Consider the following 16,087-nt stretch of genomic DNA (forward strand, 5'->3'; position numbering starts at 1 on the left):
GGTGCGATTGCGGGCGCCGGGTGGATGCATGATCCAAGGCACGGTGTTCCAGAGCACACAATCGGACCGGTCGATGCCGGCCTCGTCGAGATAGCGCCGCAGATTGCGGGCGGTCCCGGACGGATTGTCGCGCGACACGAAGCGCGTGCGCTCAGGCCCGGGACCCGGGGTTTCGAGAAGCAACAGCAGCCGGGCGTCGATCCCGCCGTCCGCCGGGTCGAAATGCGGCACAGGTCTGCCGTCGGCCAACAGCCCTTCGCGCCAGCATTCGAGCTGTGCGACATGTGTATCCGCCAAGGACTGCCGCCGTCGCTTGATCAGGTCGGGTTCGTCGAGCCAGGCCATTCATCTCCATTCGTGATCGGAACGACAAATATCATCGGTTGGATCGATGACTGGTGAGCCGTCATCTTGATCACAGGAACAGCGACGCTTCATTTCGCAGCGCTGTCGATCCGGAGATCCGACATGGCAACGCGCATCAAGCAGACCGAGTTTCAGGCCGAGGCACAGGTCGAGCCGGCGGCCAAGCCAGCATTACGGCTGGTCCGGCCCGACGATCCCTATGCGGAGCTGGAGCGTCCGGCGCCCGGCGTCGCCAATCGCGGCGTGCATCCGCATGTGCTGGTCGCGTTGGTCGGCTTCTACGCGATGATGGTGGCGTCCTTCTGGACCTTCTTTGCACGCGATGCCTATGCCGCCAGCGTACTGGTGATGGTGACCCTGTTCATGGTCATCTACTTCTCGCTGATCGTGGGCGGCATCCTGCTTGCCGACAGTCCGGTGCCGGGCGAGCGGCAGCGTAGCTTCGGCGAATTCTTGAACGGTACGGTCGAAATCCTCGCCGGGACGATCAGCGGCCGCGAGGCGACGATGCAAATATTCCTGCTGCCGGCGGCGATGATGACACTGGCTGCCATCATAGGCGTTATCGCGAGACTATCATGAGAAGGGGCATGCGCTTGAAACTGATACTGGGTCTTGCCGGCCTCGGCCTCGCGGCATCTGCAGGCGCGCTCGCAGCGGCGCCGCAGGACTTCGCCACCGACATGGCCGCCGCGATGGAGCAGATGCACCATGAGATGATGGTCGCGCCGTCCGGCGATCCGGACCGCGACTTCGCGGCGATGATGATCCCGCATCACCAGGGCGCGATCGAGATGGCACAGGCGCAGCTGCGCTACGGCAAGGACGAACGCCTGCGCCGTCTCGCGCAGGGCATCATCGTTGAACAGCGTCAGGAGATCGAGGTCATGCAGGCGATCCTTGCCGAGAAGGGCGCACCGCCGAGTGTGCCTCACCAGCATCAGGGAGACGGAAAATGATTATGAATCACCTCAATACGGCGTTCGCCATGTCCGCCCTCGGCCTGCTTGCAAACACCGCATCCGCGCAGCAGGTGCCCAATGCGACGCCCGACCGGCCGATCAGTTCGCAGGACCGCTTCTATACTTCGGACCAGTTTTCCAACACGGTATCGGTCATCGACCCGGCAACCAACCGGCTGCTCGGCGTCATCAAGCTCGGCGATCTGACGCCCGCCAATCTGAGCCCACTCTACAAGGGTCAGCTTCTGGTCCACGGCATGGGCTTCTCACCCGATGGCAGGACGCTGGCGGTGATCTCGATCGGGTCGAACTCGGTGACCTTCATCGATACGGCCACCAACGCGGTCAAGCACACCGCCTATGTCGGCCGCTCGCCGCACGAGGCGTTCTTCCGTCCCGACGGGCGCGAGGTCTGGGTCAGCGTTCGCGGCGAGGACTATATCCAGGTGCTCGATGGCAAGACGTTCGAACCTGCCACGCGCATCACCGTCCCGAACGGCCCGGGCATGACGATCTTCTCGCCCGACGGCAAATACGGGTACGTTTGCTCGAGCTTCTCGCCCGAGACGGTCGTAATCGACACCAAAGCCAAGAAGATTGTCGGACGTGTCGCCCAAGCTAGCCCCTTCTGCCCCGACATCGCCGCGACCCCCGATGGCAGGCAGGTCTGGCTGACGCTCAAAGATGTCGGCAAGGTGATGGTGTTCGATGCCAAGCCGCCGTTCGCTGTCCTTAAGACGATCGACACCGGCGCCATCACCAATCACGTCAACATCGCCCGCACGTCGCGCGGACAGTTCGCCTATGTGACGGTCGGCACGCAGAATATCGTCAAGGTGTTCCGGACCGATACTTTCGAGCAGGTCGCCGCCGTCCCGGTCGGCGCGCTGCCGCACGGGTTATGGCCTTCGGGCGACGGCACCCGCATCTATGTTGGGCTGGAGAATGGCGACGGCGTTGCGGTCATCGATACTGCGACCAACCGCCTGCTCACGACCATCCCTATCGGTCAGGGGCCGCAGGGCGTCGCCTATGTGCCGGGCGCGGTGCCTTCGGGCGACGGCATGGCCAATCTGGTCCCGCTCGATATGGCCAGCGGCAAGGTCCAGTTGACCCTGTCAGGCCAGGGCCAGAGCCAGGTCACTTTGTTCGATCAGGGGCAGGTCCAGATCCTGCAGGCCGCCGTCGCGGGCCTGCCGTCAAAGCAACCGTTCACGCTTGGACTGGCGACCAAAGCAGACGGGACGGGTGCGATTCAACCTCTTGCCAAATTCATGACCAATCCGGCCGGCGCCGCCATCGTCAACGCCGTCGGGCCGATCCGCCAGATTGTCGCGGATGCTGCCCCGGCCGAGCGTCGTTATTTGGTCATTCGTACAGGTTATCCGGATTCGCAGGGCGCGGTAGTGCAGAAACAAGCCCATTGAAGCCCGCGCGCTGCTGGCTACGAATTGAACGCAGCGGCGTTTCTTGCTCTTTGGCTCCCACGTCTCTGAAGGGAAGCTCATCGAACGTCCGCGTTTACCGAAAGCCGACGGACGCCGTCTGACCTGCTAACGACGGCTTTGTCCCAGATTTTGCCTGTCCAGGGGATCCGGACGCTTACCCTGGCCGTCCATGATGTTGCCTTGGGCCGGTTCGAGGCGATCGAGACTTTCTGTGTCGATCATGCCCTTGTATTCGCGCGCTGGGCTGGCGGCGCTCCCGGGGCGTTCGGCCCGGAGCGGGTGGTTTTTGACGGCACGACCGTTCGGCGTTTCAGCGCCTCGGACGATGACGAAATCCTGATCTCGGCGGAAACGGTGCGCGGTCTCGGCAGCTACGCGGCGGTGCTGTCGCATCTCGCAGCGGCGGAATTGGAGGTACCCCGTTCCGAATCGACGGCAGAAGCTGAGGGCAAAGCGAAACCGGTCGGTGTCGACACCTCCCCGCCAGAGGATGCCGCATATGGGCGCCCGCGAGGCGCTGGCAACCCGCGAACGGCGGGCCGAGTTGCCGTGTGCCACGGCTGCCCGCACCACCCCTTGTTCGCGAGTTTCCCTCGGCTGTGCCTCGGTGCCAGCCCCTCTTTTGCGAGCGCCCGGAGGATGCGCATCCGGCGGAGAGGCCGCCGGCACAGACAGAAAGGCTCGCTATCATGTCCACATCGCTTGCAGCCGCACTCGCGGCACTGGAGCTAGGGCACCTCGAACCCCGCGCTGAAGACCTCAGTGGTATGGCGCCGCCACCAACCGAGGCGCTGGAGCAGACCGTCACCGCAATCTGGAGCGATCTCTTCACGACGATGGGAAACACCGCGCTGGAGCGTGACATCGAAGACCTGGGCTGGGGCCTGGTGAACCTCTTCCACCGCGCCGCCGCCAAGAAACACGGACTGGTCGATCGATTGACCGACGACATCCGCCTTCTCCTCGCCGAACAGGACGGCTCCGAAATCGGCACGGCCAATCTTGAGGAGAAGATCGATCTCGCCAAGAAGGTCGAGGAATCCGCTGGTGCCTTCGAGATCATGCGCGATGTCGCGGCCGCGCACTATATCCGGGAGACCGGGAGATCGTGGGTGCCATCGTCCGGCAACCGCATCTCGCTCGGGGTCACCGCCGGGATCGTCGATGGCCATGCCTTCCTGCGAGCGCGCCGCGAGCGGGCTCTGAACGCCAACACCGCGCAGGGTACGCCCGTTGTGTTCGCCGGTGGCCGCCTCACCTTCGCCAACGACGAAGATATGAAGACGTTCGCCGATAACCTGCTGGCCACCCTCAACAAGGTTCGCGCCCATGTCGGCGACATGTATCTCGTACACGGCGGCGATATGAAAGGTATCGAGCGTCTTGCAGCGTCCTGGGCCGAGCAGAATGGCATCCAGCAGGTGCGGTTCGGTCTCGACCGGAAACTCGGGGATCGCGCGGGCTTCCGTCGCAACGAGCAGATGCTCTCGCTCAAGCCGCGGTTCGTGGTCGCCTTCCAGGGCAACGGCGTGACGGAGCGGCTTGTCATCGAAGCCAAGGCTCGGGGACTGCGTGTCGTTGATCGCCGCGGCCCATTAGGAAGCCCTCCTTCAGCTGCCCGTCGCGCTGCGGGCTGAAGCCGCGGGCCGCCGGTTTTCCGGCGGCCTTTTTTTCGCTGCGCTTACCGTCGTCCCCTGGAAATTTCCGCAGGCGAGAGGGGAGGGCGCCGAGGCCGCTTTTGGTGTCGCTGAGCAGCACTGGAACCGGTCGGCCGTGTTGGCGGCCGGGACGCGGTTCAGAGCCCATCAGCCATCCGCGTTGCCGACGCTGCGCCGGCTGTCGCCTTACCACGAACTAGAGAGAGATGATGATGCGCGATTTGCATGATGAGGAACTGCGCGCTCTGCTGGCGTTCCGGCAGCGTCATGGGCGCTGCTGGAAGGCCGCGCTGCTGCTACGCTGGTCGGCCGGCACCGACACCGATGAACCGGGTTCGGCGCATCTGCGCCATCTGCGCAATATCGCAGGACCGCGCTGGTTGATCGGGCTTCCTGCCGCAACGCTCGACGATGCCGCGCGCCGTTTCGCCGGGATCGCCGATCCGGCGCTGGTCGCCACTTTTATGGCGAATGCTGTGGGATTTGCCCACGGTGCGGAAGGTAGCGTGAAGATCGCCCCCGCGAGTGCCGCACATTCGCTGGCGATCGCGATCGAACTCGGCCTCAAAGCCTTTCTGATGAAGGCCGGCTATGCCGACGACTGGAACCGTGTCCATATTCGGCATGACCTCGAAAAGGCCCTGGCGCTTGCGATGGAGGCGGGCCTGTCGGGCCTGCCTCCGGAATTGCCGGAACTCGCAGCGATCCTTTCGCCGGCCTATCGCCGCCACCAGATCGACGCCTTGTTCCGGGCCGGAGCGTCACCCTTCGATGTGGCCGACGCCTCTAACTGCGTCGACCGTCTCCTTGCCGTGATCAGGGTGCAGATCGCGTGACGGCGCACCACTGCCTCATCCTGTGCGGGGATCGAAAGGGCGCTCGCCAATCCTATGAAGCCGGGATGGGTGGGCCTGCGGTTTACCGTGCGTCAGACGGCCATTATGTCTGTTGCCGTGAGAGTTGCCGACGCTTCGCTGCGGACGACAGTCCAAGGTGAGAAAAGCGCTGACGGCCGGTTGTGGGGTCTCTGCCTGGCGGGGACATGCCGCGGCGATAGGGCAAGGTTTCTGCATCGGTTCCTGGGTTCATAGAACCAAAGCCACCATCCCTTCTTTTTGACCTGATCCCTAAGTCGGTCGTTCGGTCCTTCCAACCCGCTCCCCTTCGGGCCGAGTTGCCGTGTGCCACGGCTGCCCGCACCACCCCTTGTGTCGGGGTTCCCCTGCGCGGCTTACGCGCTCCGGTGGAAGCACCGCCCATGCCCGCCTTTTTCGGGGGTCAGTCGAAGGGACGGTCCCTTCGGCACCCAAAAAAGGAACCTCGACATGCAGAACCTCGTCATCCTCGCCGGCAATGTCGGCGCCACGCCGGAAGCCCGCACCACCCAGGGCGGCACCAAGATCACCCACTTCAGCCTCGCGACCTCGCGGCCCAAGCGCGACAGCAACGGCAAGATCGTCAAGGACGACAATGGCCGGCGGATCGAAGATACCGAATGGCACCGGATCACCTGCTTCAACGGCGTCGGCAAGACCGTCGAACAATATGTCGACAAGGGGATGAAGGTGATGGTGCGCGGCCGCATCCACTACACCCGCTGGACCGACAACGAGAATATCGAGCGGTACGGCGTCGAGATCATCGCCGACGAGGTGACCTTCCTCACCCGCGCCAAGCCCGGCAGTGGCGACCAGGGCGGCAATGACAGCTCGGTCGATGACGACGAAATTCCCTTCTGAAACCCGCGAAGGCCCGGTGGCAGCAACCACCGGGCCTTTTGCTGTGTCGGCATTCTTCTGCGGGGCTTGTCAGAAATCCATATATCCAATATTATCGATATATGGACAATGATTCTGCTATCAGCGCACTGGCGGCGCTTGCCCAAGGCACTCGCCTAGATGCGTTTCGCTTGCTGGTCCGTCACGAGCCCGATGGCCTGGCCGCGGGCGAAGTCGCCCGCCAGCTCAATATCCCCCAGAATACGATGTCGTCGCATCTGGCCGGGCTTGCGCGTGCGGGCCTGATCCGTGCCGAGCGCCACAGTCGCCAGATCATCTACCGCGCCGACCTCGATCAGCTCAAGGCGCTGACCCTGTTCCTGGTCAAGGATTGCTGCGGGGGCAGGGCGGAACTGTGCGAGCCGCTGATCGCCGAGCTTGTTCCCTGCTGCTGATGGAGCCCTGTATGCCCGACCGTATTTATAATGTCCTGTTCCTGTGTACCGGAAACTCGGCGCGTTCCATCCTTGGCGAAGCGGTCATGAACAAGCTCGGCGAGGGGCGTTTCAGAGCCTATAGCGCCGGCAGCCAGCCAAAGGGGCAGGTCCACCCAATGGCATTGTCGGTGCTTCAGGGGCTCGGCTTCGATACCACCGATATGCGGTCCAAGAGCTGGGATGAATTTGCCGGTTCCGGTGCGCCGCAGTTCGATTTCATCTTCACGGTCTGCGACAATGCAGCCGGAGAGACCTGTCCGGTATGGATCGGCCATCCCATGACAGCGCATTGGGGCATTGAAGACCCTGCCGCGATCGAGGGCGAGGGGCAACGCGAGGCCTTCCTGCAGGCCCTGCGCTATTTGCAGAATCGCATTGCGCTGTTTCTGGCGCTCCCGATCTCGAGCCTCGATGACATGGCGATGCGGCGCAAGCTCAAGGACATCGGACAGGGCGAAGGCGCGAGCGCCAAGGCGGAGGCGAGTGAATGACCGTGGACATCATCATCTACCACAATCCCGAATGCGGGACGTCGCGCAATGCGCTCGCGATGATCCGCAACGCCGGGATCGAACCGCATGTGGTCGAATATCTTAAGACGCCGCCTTCACGCAGTCAGTTGGAAAGCCTGATCGCACGCGCCGGGATCGGCGCGCGCGCCTTGTTGCGCGAGAAGGGCACGCCCTTTGCGGACCTCGGCCTGGGCGATGAAGGTCTTTCCGATGCGGCGCTGATCGACGCAATGATGGCCCATCCCATCCTCATCAACCGTCCGCTCGTGGTCTCGCCGCTCGGCGTCAAGCTCTGCCGCCCTTCCGAAGCGGTGCTGGAACTCATCCCCGCGGCCCAACGCGGTGCTTTCGCCAAGGAAGACGGCGAGCAGGTCGTCGACGCTGCCGGCAACCGCGTCACGGCAGGCTGAACGATGGCAGCGTTCACGGTCCGGCCGGCGGTCCTCGCCGACGCGCCGGCGATCGCCGCCATCTACGCCCATCATGTCCGGGAGGGCACCGCCAGCTTCGATACCAGCCCGCGCTCGGTGATGGAGACCGAAGCAAAGATTGATGCATGCTTGGCGAAAGGCTGGCCGTTCCTCGCCGCCCAGCAGGGCGGCCATGTTGTCGGCTATGCCTATGCCACGCAGTTTCGCGATCGGCCTGCCTATGCATCGAGCTGTGAGAACTCGATTTATATCGATCCTGGGCATCAGTGCCGAGGTGTCGGAAAGGCGCTGCTTGCTGCTCTGCTGGCACAGGCCGAGGTGGCAGGATTTCGCCAGATGATTGCCGTCATCGGCGGAGGTGAAGCGGCATCGGTCGCCCTCCATGCCAAGCTCGGCTTCGAACATGCCGGCACGATGCGGTCGGTGGGACGCAAGTTCGGACGCTGGCTCGACACTGTCTACATGCAAATCGCGCTGGGCGTCGGTGACGCCGCTCCACCGCTCAAGGAACCGCAATGACCCAGACCCGTCAACCACGGCTATCCTTTCTCGATCGCTATCTCACCTTGTGGATTTTTCTGGCGATGGCCCTGGGCGTAGGCCTTGGCACGAGCATCGAGGGTCTACCTGCCGCGATCAACGGCCTGTCCTGGGGCACCACGAATATACCGATCGCGATCGGCCTCATCCTGATGATGTATCCACCGCTGGCCAAGGTTCGCTACGAGGAGCTGCCGCGCGTCTTCGAGGACAAGCGGGTGCTGGCAATATCGCTTGTCCAGAACTGGATCATCGGCCCGGTGCTGATGTTCCTTCTGGCCGTCATCTTCCTGCGCGCCGAGCCAGCTTATATGACGGGTCTCATCTTGATCGGGCTGGCCCGATGCATCGCGATGGTCATCGTCTGGAACCAGCTTGCCAAGGGCGACAATCAATATGTCGCGGCGCTGGTGGCGTTCAATTCGATCTTCCAGATCCTGTTCTTCAGTCTCTATGCCTGGTTCTTCCTCGCCTTCCTGCCGCCCTTGTTCGGGCTGCAGGGCAGCGTCATCAACGTCAGTTTCTTGATCATCGCGCAAGCGGTCGCGGTCTACCTCGGTATCCCTTTCCTCGCGGGATATCTGACCCGGAAGGGTCTCGTCGCGGCCAAAGGGCGCGACTGGTACGAGGGCGTATTCCTCCCGAAGATCGGTCCGGTCACGCTCATCGCCCTCCTGTTCACGATCGTTGCCATGTTCAGCCTGAAGGGCAGCGAGATCGTCACGCTCCCGGGGGATGCCGTCCGCATCGCCATCCCGCTGACGATCTATTTCGTTGTCCAGTTCTCGATCAGCTTCTTCATGGGCAAGCTGATCGCCAGCGATTATCCACGCACGACGGCGGTGGCTTTCACGGCTGCCGGCAATAATTTCGAACTGGCCATTGCCGTCGCGATCGCCGCTTTCGGGCTGGTGTCCCCGGTCGCTTTCGCAGCCGTCATCGGCCCACTGGTGGAGGTGCCAGTGCTGATCCTGCTGGTGAATGTCGCCTTCTGGTTCGGTCGCCGCTGGTTTCCCGATACCGTGCCCGAGCAAGGCCGATGAGCGAGGACATCATGGCCTTTGAGCGCCTGCGCCAGCTATCCGAGCCGGATTATCTGCCGGCTCTGAAGATGGCCTTTGCCCGCCGGAGGCCCGCGCTTGGTCTCGGCCCGAACGATCCGCCGCCACGCATTCTTCTCCTCTATGGCAGCTTGCGGAAGCGATCCTACTCTCGGCTTGTGGTGGAGGAATCTGCGCGGCTTCTCCAGTTTTTCGGATGTGAAACGCGGATATTCGATCCTTCTGATCTGCCGCTTCCCGACCAGGTCGAAGGGGACGACCACCCGGCCGTTGCCGAACTACGAGCGCATTCCTTGTGGTCGGAAGGGCAGATCTGGTGCAGCCCGGAACGGCACGGGCAGATCACCGGTATCATGAAGGCCCAGATCGACCATCTGCCTCTGGCGTATCAGGGCATGCGCCCGACACAGGGGCGGACCCTGGCTGTGATGCAGGTCAGCGCGGGTTCGCAATCCTTCAACAGCGTCAACACACTGCGCATCCTTGGCCGGTGGATGCGCATGTTCACGATCCCCAACCAGTCGAGCGTGGCCAAGGCGTTCGCCGAATTTGACGATGACGGCCGCATGAAGCCGTCGAGCTATTATGATCGCATCGTCGATGTGGTCGAGGAGCTTGTGCGCTTTACCGTCCTGCTGCGGCCGCATGCGGACCAACTCGTCGATCGCTATTCCGAACGGAGCGAAGCGGGCATTCAAGTCGATCCAACGAACGACCTCTCGTCGATCGCAATCGCGCCCCAAACCGTACAGGGATGAGCCGTTGGCATGCGGCAGACCATCAGGCCCTGTCAGCGGCAATGGCCTCCCGCATAGCGCTGCCATCGCAGCACTGTGCCCGTCGCGATCATGGCGCAACTCAGGTCGCCGATCCCCGGCGCAGAACACCAGGCCCCGGTGCGATCCCCTTTTGCGGTGCCGGTTGACCGGCATTGGAGCCTCGGGCCAGTGACAAGGATATGGCCGGTGCCGCTTCGGCCCCTGGCGCCGCCAAGCAATCGGACCAGCGCGTCCCGCGCGGCAATGCCGCTGGCGCGCGGGCAGGGTTGCCCCCGCCGGCATGAGCCGTCGATTTCACGCGCCGCTATTCCGCCAAGCCGAATCCGTGGTCCTTCCCGGCACCAGACCGGTCCATCACCGTCCCACACCCTGATGGGCGTGCAAGTGAACATCTGCCCGGCGGGTACGGTCGCGACAGCGAGAAGCAAGGCTATGAGCATCAGCGATGGGACCGGGACGAGGCGTTCGTCATGCGTCGGGGAAAAGCGGCAATGTCCCCGCCATCGCGGCGGGCTCGTCAGCGAGAATATCATAGCAGCGCAAACGGACCGCCAGATGCCGGGCCAGCTGCGCCACCGCACGCCGTCGTGCGGCCGCGTCACCGCAGCGAATATCCGTCACCAGTGCCGGTTCGGCGGTTGCGAGCGACACCTCGAGATGGAGGGTCAGGCTATCTTCATCGACTCGGAGCATGAGAGAAACATAGAACAAAAAAAGAACATACAGCAAGAGGCGACCCTCTGTGCCGTCTTCTTCGCTACCAGAGCGGCCAAAGGACATTTATTGATGCAGTTTAAGTCCGATGCGGCACTGAACGGAAGAATGCGCGTTAAGGGAGCCTGAACGAGCTCAGTTCAACAGGGACATACAAAGGTGAAATTCTCAAAACAGGGCGACCCCGGTCGTGGAGCAGACCGTGCCAGGATGATGTCCGATCGGCTGCGGACTGCCGCGTGTGCGTGATGAAGAGGCTTTTGACCCATATGCACAGGGATCGCAGGGCCATCAGGATGCGCTTGTCGAACTGAACGATCGTTTCCGCATGACCGAGAATGCGGGCGATCTGGCCTTCATCGCCGCCGAGGTTCTGGGCCGCACCTTTGGGGTGAGCCGCGCCGGTTACGGGACGATCGACACGGTCGAGGAAACGATCGATATCGACCGGGACTGGAATGCCCCCGGCGTGTCCAGCATCGCAGGCCGGCTGCATTTTCGCGAGCATGGCAGCTATATCGAGGATCTCAAACGTGGCGACACGGTGGTCGTGTCGGACGCCATGCTCGATCCGCGCACAGCGGACACAGCCCACGTCCTGATCGCGATCAACGTACGATCCTTCATCAACATGCCGGTGACCGAAATGGGCCGGTTCGTGGCGCTCCTGTTCGTGAACCATGACGAAGTGCGTGACTGGTCCGAAGCGGATCTCGTGTTCATGCGCGAGATGGCGCAGCGCACGCGCGTCGCGGTCGAGCGGCGTCGCGCCGAGGTCGACCTGCGCGAACTCAACGCCTCGCTCGAAGCGCGTGTCGCCGAGCGCACACGCGAACTGGAGCTGGCGCACGAGGCGCTGCGCCAGTCGCAGAAGATCGAAGCGATCGGCCAGCTGACCGGCGGGGTCGCGCATGATTTCAACAATCTGCTGACCGTGATCGGGGGATCGGCCGACCTGCTTCGCCGCAAGAACCTCACCGACGAGAAACGCGAGCGCTATATCGACGCGATCATCGATACCGTCGCGCGCGCCTCGAAGCTGACCGCCCAGCTGCTGGCTTTCGCGCGGCGGCAGACGCTCAAACCCGAGACCTTCGACGTCGGCCGCAACGTGCTCGCAGTCAGCGATATCATCCGCAGCCTGACGGGCTCACGGATCGTCGTGGAGACCGACCTCCATTGTATCGCCTGCTATGCGGATGCCGATCCCAGCCAGTTCGATACCGCGCTCATCAACATGGCGGTAAATGCGCGCGATGCGATGGACGGGGAGGGCGTGCTCCGCATCGCCGTGAATCCCGTCGACGTCATCCCGCCAATCCGCGCGCATCCCGAAAGGGTGGGGAAATTTGTCGCCGTCTCGCTTTCTGACAATGGTGTTGGCATCGCGCCCGATCAACTCGAACGGGTGTTCGAGCCTTTCTACACGACCAAGCCGGTAGGGCATGGAACAGGGCTTGGCCTCAGCCAGGTCTTCGGCTTCGCCAAGCAGTCAGGCGGCGAAATCCATGTTGAAAGCAATCCCGGCTCCGGCACGACTTTCACCCTGTTTCTGCCGCACGTACCGGCGCCAGACCAAGATTTGACAGCCGGACCATTTGCAAAGGTCACCGATCATGGTGCCGGCACGCGGGTTCTTGTGGTCGAGGACAATGCCGAAGTGCGGACCTTTGCGACCCATATGCTCGAGGAGCTGGGCTATCAGGTGACGGCGGCCTCGGACGGGCCGGCGGCGCTCGCCGAACTGGCGCAGGGTGCTGCTCGTTTCGACATCGTCTTTTCCGATGTCGTTATGCCCGGCATGTCCGGTATCGAACTGGGCCGGGAGATTACCCGCCTCTATCCCGGCCTGCCGATCATCCTGGCAAGCGGCTATAGCCATGTCTTGGCCGACGAAGGAGCCAGCGGGTTCGCTCTGCTCAACAAACCCTATTCGATGGATGAACTCTCCAGCATCCTGCGCAAGACCGCGCGATCTGCGCAAGGGCCAACCGTAGAGACATACTAGAAGGGTCGGCGCGAAGCCCAAATCCTGGCGTCAGGCGGGTCCACCCCGCTCTTTGAGGCGCAATCCTTGGTCCGGCCGGCAGCCTCATGCGATCAACCCGTAAAGGGTCCGGTCGCTTGCGCTACGGCTTTTTGGCCTGCGGCAAAAAGTGATCGCGGCCACCGGCCGAACACATCGGGCGCCAGTCGAGCGGGGATGAACCCGCCGGCTTGGCAAGGAGCCTCGATATGTTCACCGACATCAAGATCGCCCGCCTCCACGCGCTCGGCCTCTCCAGAACCCTGATGATCGCTACCATGGTTATCGGCATCGGCACGCAGTTCGCGGTCATAACCGCCGATGAGTTCGATGGCGACGTCGCGGTCATCAATGAATATGATCCGTTCAGCTGAAACCTTCAGGCGGGGGCGTTCGCCCCCGCCCTTATTGTGCGAGCGCTGATTGGACGATCTTACCGAGGAAGCGAGCCCGCATCTCATCCACTCGACCCTGCGTGAGCGCATCGTGGAGCATGTCTTTGTCGGGGACGCGCTGCGCCGCCTTTGGCAACGGGGCGTGACCGATGTCGAGGTGCTGCGCTCCGAATTCGACGCAGGCGGCTATGATCTGGTCATGGCCCGCGGCCGCGTGACCCGCCATATCCAGTTCAAGACCAAAATCGTCGGCGGCAAGACCGATGAGGTCAAGATCAGCCTCAAGCTGATGGAGAAGCCGAGCGGGTGCGTCATCTGGATCGTGGTGACGCCAGACCTCTTTTTCGACCATTATCTGTGGTTCGGCGCGGGGCCAGGCGAGCCTTTGCCGGACATCAGTCCGTTTGCCGTCGCCAAACATAGCAAGGGGACGTCGGAGGGCGAGAAGAACGAGCGGCCAAACCACCGCAAGGTGCGGATATCGAGGTTCCAGAAGGTCGCCAGCCTGGACGAGATATTGCTCCGTTTGTTCGGTGGTCTGGATGATGCAAATGGGGCTTGAGCGGGGAGGGCGGCTCCGGCTGCGCCGGACCGGGCTCTAGGCGAAACGCCCCGAGCCCCGTGCCGGGTCTCGGTAGGGTAGACGCGAAACGCCTCTTTCAAGGACGTCCCAGCGCCTCCCCCCGAACCGTGCTTGCACCTTTCAATGCACACGGCTCTCCATTCCGACCGGCATCCGACCGCCATGATGAGCAACATGGCATTTGCGGCACAGGACGATAGTCCTGCGCCGTCGTGCCGATTGTACCCAAGGCGTCAGTTGGTCGAGCCGCTTGTCCTTCAGGCGATTGGGATGATGCATCTCGAACGGACCATCGGAATCGCCACATGCCTCGCATTGCTCGGCATTAAGACGCGTGACCAGATCGTTCGGACTCTGCGCAAGGCGAGAGCCTACCGTGATGGTGTCGACGATGGGGTTATCCCACGTCTTCACGATCAGATGCTTCAGTTTCCACACCTTATGGACGCGCGGCTCGCCCCGAACCACGGTCGTAATACCGTGGTCCGACCCCATCTTCAGATATTCCTCGGCCTGCCGCCTCGTCGAGCGTCGCCGGCATGCCACAGTCGCGAAGAGGCTCCTGAGCATGACCAGTTCCAACTTGTCGAGTGACGCTTTCACGCCATCGGCGATCGCATAGTAGTTCGCGAAGCCTCGGAACTCCGAGTTGTAGGCCACGATGATCTCCGCCACACTGGATTCCATGAGCTGCGGGCGCACCAGACCATTCCTCGTGTCGAGGTTGCCAAGCTTTTTGCGCCTGCAAAACGCATAGACCCGATCCCGTGGCACCCACAGCTTGATATTCCCCCGCGTCGGCCGACGAAGAACGCTACGCGTTCCGCCGCCGGTCTTTTGCCGCCCCGCCATTGTTCCGGCGGAGCGCAACGTGAAGGCGCATACATGGAAGCCTAGGAACGGTGATCCCTTCGATGCATCGCGAACCCCGGTTTTCTCAGGTGACACCGCCAGATTAAGCCGATCAGCGAGGAAGCGCTGTATATCGGCCATGATCTGGACAGCGTCCGCCTTGCTGCCGATCACGCCGACGAGGAAGTCGTCAGCGTAGCGACAATAGCGCAGGCGGCGGAAGTTGGGGTCCATGTCATCGACGGAAGAGAGTTTCCGCCGATCCTGTTTGACAGCTTCGATCCGCGCCAGTCGGACGCGAACCTCGCCATCGCCCGCACCATCGGCACGGGCTGCATCGATCTCCTTACGGAGAGCGGCGATTTGCTGAGAGCAGGCAACATACGCGGGGTTCGCCCGCCGTCTGTCGCCTTTGTCGAAGCCCCGCCGCATCGACTCCATGAAATCGTCAAGTTCATGGAGATAAATGTTGGCGAGCAGAGGCGAGATAACCCCGCCCTGTGGGGTGCCGCTATAGGTCCGCTCGAACTTCCAGTCGTCCATGCACCCGGCCTTGAGCATCGTCCCGATCAGATCGATGAACACTGGATCATCGATCCGCCGAGCCAAGAGGCCGAGCAGGATGTCATGGTCGATGTTGTCGAAGAACCCGCGGACATCCACCTCGATCAGCCATTTCACGCCCGTCCAGGTTTTACGGATCTCTTCGAGAGCCGTGTGGCAGGAGTGACCCGCGCGGAACCCATGACTGTGTTTCGAGAACACAGGTTCATAGATCGCCGCGAGGACCACTCTCGCCGCCTCCTGAACGATGCGATCATCCGCCGTTGGGATACCCAATGGGCGCATCTTACCATTGCCCTTGGGGATATAGACCCGTCGCACTGGACGAGGGCGGTAACGGCCTTCCGCCACACTTTGAACCAGACGGTCGAGCCTCGCCAGCGTCATGCCGTCGAAGGTCTGTCCGTCTACTCCCGGCGTCATCGCACCCCGATTTCGGGATACTCGGTCATAGGCCCGCTCATATAAGCAGCGGGACCGCATGAGGCGGTGAAGACCGTTGATCCGCTTGCCCGCCCGCGACAGGGCCGGAAGCTTCTCGATCCGTCTCAGGATAGTAGCGGTCTGCATCAGCAGTCCCTTTCCATTGATCCATCGAGTTTCAGAACTGCCGTCCTTCGCCCGGACGCAGCGGATTTCGACAAGGATCGCTCCTGCTTATACCGCTGTCCCGTCCGCCTTACGGCGGCTGTCCCGGCCATTACACCGGGCGTTGACTACTATGACGGCTCCGTCGCCATGCAGGTCCGGCGAGCGGTCCTGTTTAGGCGATCCCGCAGTTGCGCGAGTGAGGAGTCGCGATGCGGTTAGGTGCCCCGTTCGTTTCCTTGATCCCCTGACCGGGGCCACGTCGGGCGGAATGGCAGCGATTTGCAGGGCCGTGCTCCTCGCTCCGCTCGATACGGTGTGTCAGCCGCATTCACCGTCACCTACCTGATGGTCGTTGGAAACTGGGATTCAGACAATCCAGTCTTCACCATA

Annotated in this window: 18 protein-coding genes and 1 pseudogene; 15 read left to right on the forward strand and 4 right to left on the reverse strand. The window is 62.6% G+C overall.

From position 1 onward, the window contains the following. Nucleotides 1–345, reverse strand: a pseudogene (locus K3A85_RS16185) (uracil-DNA glycosylase); the annotation flags it as partial. Between the two features lie 123 nt (nucleotides 346–468). Between K3A85_RS16185 and K3A85_RS16190 the strand changes: the two are divergent. The 12 genes from K3A85_RS16190 to arsH all read left to right on the forward strand — a co-directional run bounded on the left by K3A85_RS16190 (nucleotide 469) and on the right by arsH (nucleotide 9,951). Beyond that, nucleotides 469–948 (forward strand): hypothetical protein, encoded by a 480-nt coding sequence (locus tag K3A85_RS16190; protein ID WP_150426740.1) that lies wholly within the window; start codon nucleotides 469–471, stop codon nucleotides 946–948. 8 nt (nucleotides 949–956) lie between these two features. Further along, nucleotides 957–1,325: a CopM family metallochaperone gene (gene copM, locus K3A85_RS16195; protein ID WP_120694178.1), complete on the forward strand. Its 369-nt coding sequence runs from the start codon at nucleotides 957–959 to the stop codon at nucleotides 1,323–1,325. Nucleotides 1,326–1,327: 2 nt separating this feature from the next. Continuing rightward, nucleotides 1,328–2,755 carry a YncE family protein gene (locus tag K3A85_RS16200; protein WP_225207575.1) on the forward strand — a complete coding sequence of 476 codons (1,428 nt, stop codon included), beginning with the start codon at nucleotides 1,328–1,330 and terminating at the stop codon, nucleotides 2,753–2,755. 710 nt (nucleotides 2,756–3,465) lie between these two features. Beyond that, on the forward strand, nucleotides 3,466–4,413 hold the full coding sequence (locus tag K3A85_RS16205; RefSeq protein ID WP_150426741.1) for a DUF2493 domain-containing protein: 948 nt from the start codon (nucleotides 3,466–3,468) through the stop codon (nucleotides 4,411–4,413). A 227-nt stretch (nucleotides 4,414–4,640) separates the two neighbouring features. Then, on the forward strand, nucleotides 4,641–5,270 hold the full coding sequence (locus tag K3A85_RS16210) for a hypothetical protein (protein WP_225207576.1): 630 nt from the start codon (nucleotides 4,641–4,643) through the stop codon (nucleotides 5,268–5,270). 489 nt (nucleotides 5,271–5,759) lie between these two features. Further along, on the forward strand, nucleotides 5,760–6,173 hold the full coding sequence (locus K3A85_RS16215) for a single-stranded DNA-binding protein (protein ID WP_150426742.1): 414 nt from the start codon (nucleotides 5,760–5,762) through the stop codon (nucleotides 6,171–6,173). A gap of 101 nt (nucleotides 6,174–6,274) precedes the next feature. Continuing rightward, the gene (locus tag K3A85_RS16220) at nucleotides 6,275–6,607 is read left to right on the forward strand and encodes an ArsR/SmtB family transcription factor (protein WP_021243482.1); all 333 of its coding nucleotides are present in this window, start codon (nucleotides 6,275–6,277) and stop codon (nucleotides 6,605–6,607) included. Between the two features lie 11 nt (nucleotides 6,608–6,618). Then, nucleotides 6,619–7,140: an arsenate reductase ArsC gene (locus K3A85_RS16225; protein ID WP_150426743.1), complete on the forward strand. Its 522-nt coding sequence runs from the start codon at nucleotides 6,619–6,621 to the stop codon at nucleotides 7,138–7,140. Continuing rightward, complete coding sequence (arsC, locus tag K3A85_RS16230; RefSeq protein ID WP_149523984.1) at nucleotides 7,137–7,571, forward strand: arsenate reductase (glutaredoxin); 435 nt, start codon at nucleotides 7,137–7,139, stop codon at nucleotides 7,569–7,571. The genes K3A85_RS16225 and arsC overlap by 4 nt, the downstream gene beginning before the upstream one ends. Nucleotides 7,572–7,574: 3 nt before the next feature. Then, nucleotides 7,575–8,111, forward strand: a complete 537-nt coding sequence (locus K3A85_RS16235; RefSeq protein ID WP_225207577.1) for a GNAT family N-acetyltransferase — start codon at nucleotides 7,575–7,577, stop codon at nucleotides 8,109–8,111. Then, nucleotides 8,108–9,175 (forward strand): ACR3 family arsenite efflux transporter, encoded by a 1,068-nt coding sequence (gene arsB / locus K3A85_RS16240; RefSeq protein ID WP_225207578.1) that lies wholly within the window; start codon nucleotides 8,108–8,110, stop codon nucleotides 9,173–9,175. The genes K3A85_RS16235 and arsB overlap by 4 nt, the downstream gene beginning before the upstream one ends. Continuing rightward, nucleotides 9,172–9,951, forward strand: coding sequence for an arsenical resistance protein ArsH (gene arsH, locus K3A85_RS16245; protein ID WP_318248096.1), 780 nt, complete (start codon nucleotides 9,172–9,174; stop codon nucleotides 9,949–9,951). The genes arsB and arsH overlap by 4 nt, the downstream gene beginning before the upstream one ends. Nucleotides 9,952–9,983: 32 nt before the next feature. Here the strand turns inward: arsH and K3A85_RS16250 are convergent, their stop codons facing one another. Both K3A85_RS16250 and K3A85_RS16255 read right to left on the reverse strand, forming a co-directional pair. Then, nucleotides 9,984–10,412, reverse strand: a complete 429-nt coding sequence (locus tag K3A85_RS16250) for a thermonuclease family protein (RefSeq protein ID WP_225207579.1) — start codon at nucleotides 10,410–10,412, stop codon at nucleotides 9,984–9,986. Nucleotides 10,413–10,440: 28 nt separating this feature from the next. After that, nucleotides 10,441–10,701, reverse strand: coding sequence for a hypothetical protein (locus tag K3A85_RS16255; protein ID WP_225207580.1), 261 nt, complete (start codon nucleotides 10,699–10,701; stop codon nucleotides 10,441–10,443). A 226-nt stretch (nucleotides 10,702–10,927) separates the two neighbouring features. Here K3A85_RS16255 and K3A85_RS16260 point away from each other — a divergent pair, with 226 nt between their 5' ends. From K3A85_RS16260 to K3A85_RS16270, 3 genes are all read left to right on the forward strand, one after another. Beyond that, a complete protein-coding gene (locus K3A85_RS16260) occupies nucleotides 10,928–12,694 on the forward strand; it encodes a GAF domain-containing hybrid sensor histidine kinase/response regulator (RefSeq protein ID WP_225207581.1) in 1,767 nt (588 codons plus the stop codon). 227 nt (nucleotides 12,695–12,921) lie between these two features. Next, entirely contained in the window at nucleotides 12,922–13,086 is a 165-nt protein-coding gene (locus tag K3A85_RS16265; RefSeq protein WP_021243491.1) for a hypothetical protein, read from the forward strand. A 49-nt stretch (nucleotides 13,087–13,135) separates the two neighbouring features. Next, nucleotides 13,136–13,669, forward strand: coding sequence for a hypothetical protein (locus tag K3A85_RS16270; RefSeq protein ID WP_225207582.1), 534 nt, complete (start codon nucleotides 13,136–13,138; stop codon nucleotides 13,667–13,669). Between the two features lie 141 nt (nucleotides 13,670–13,810). Here the strand turns inward: K3A85_RS16270 and K3A85_RS16275 are convergent, their stop codons facing one another. Next, nucleotides 13,811–15,676: a reverse transcriptase/maturase family protein gene (locus K3A85_RS16275; protein WP_225207583.1), complete on the reverse strand. Its 1,866-nt coding sequence runs from the start codon at nucleotides 15,674–15,676 to the stop codon at nucleotides 13,811–13,813. Nucleotides 15,677–16,087: the final 411 nt, after the last annotated feature.

It is taken from the genome of Novosphingobium huizhouense, assembly GCF_020179475.1.
Lineage (GTDB): Bacteria > Pseudomonadota > Alphaproteobacteria > Sphingomonadales > Sphingomonadaceae > Novosphingobium > Novosphingobium huizhouense.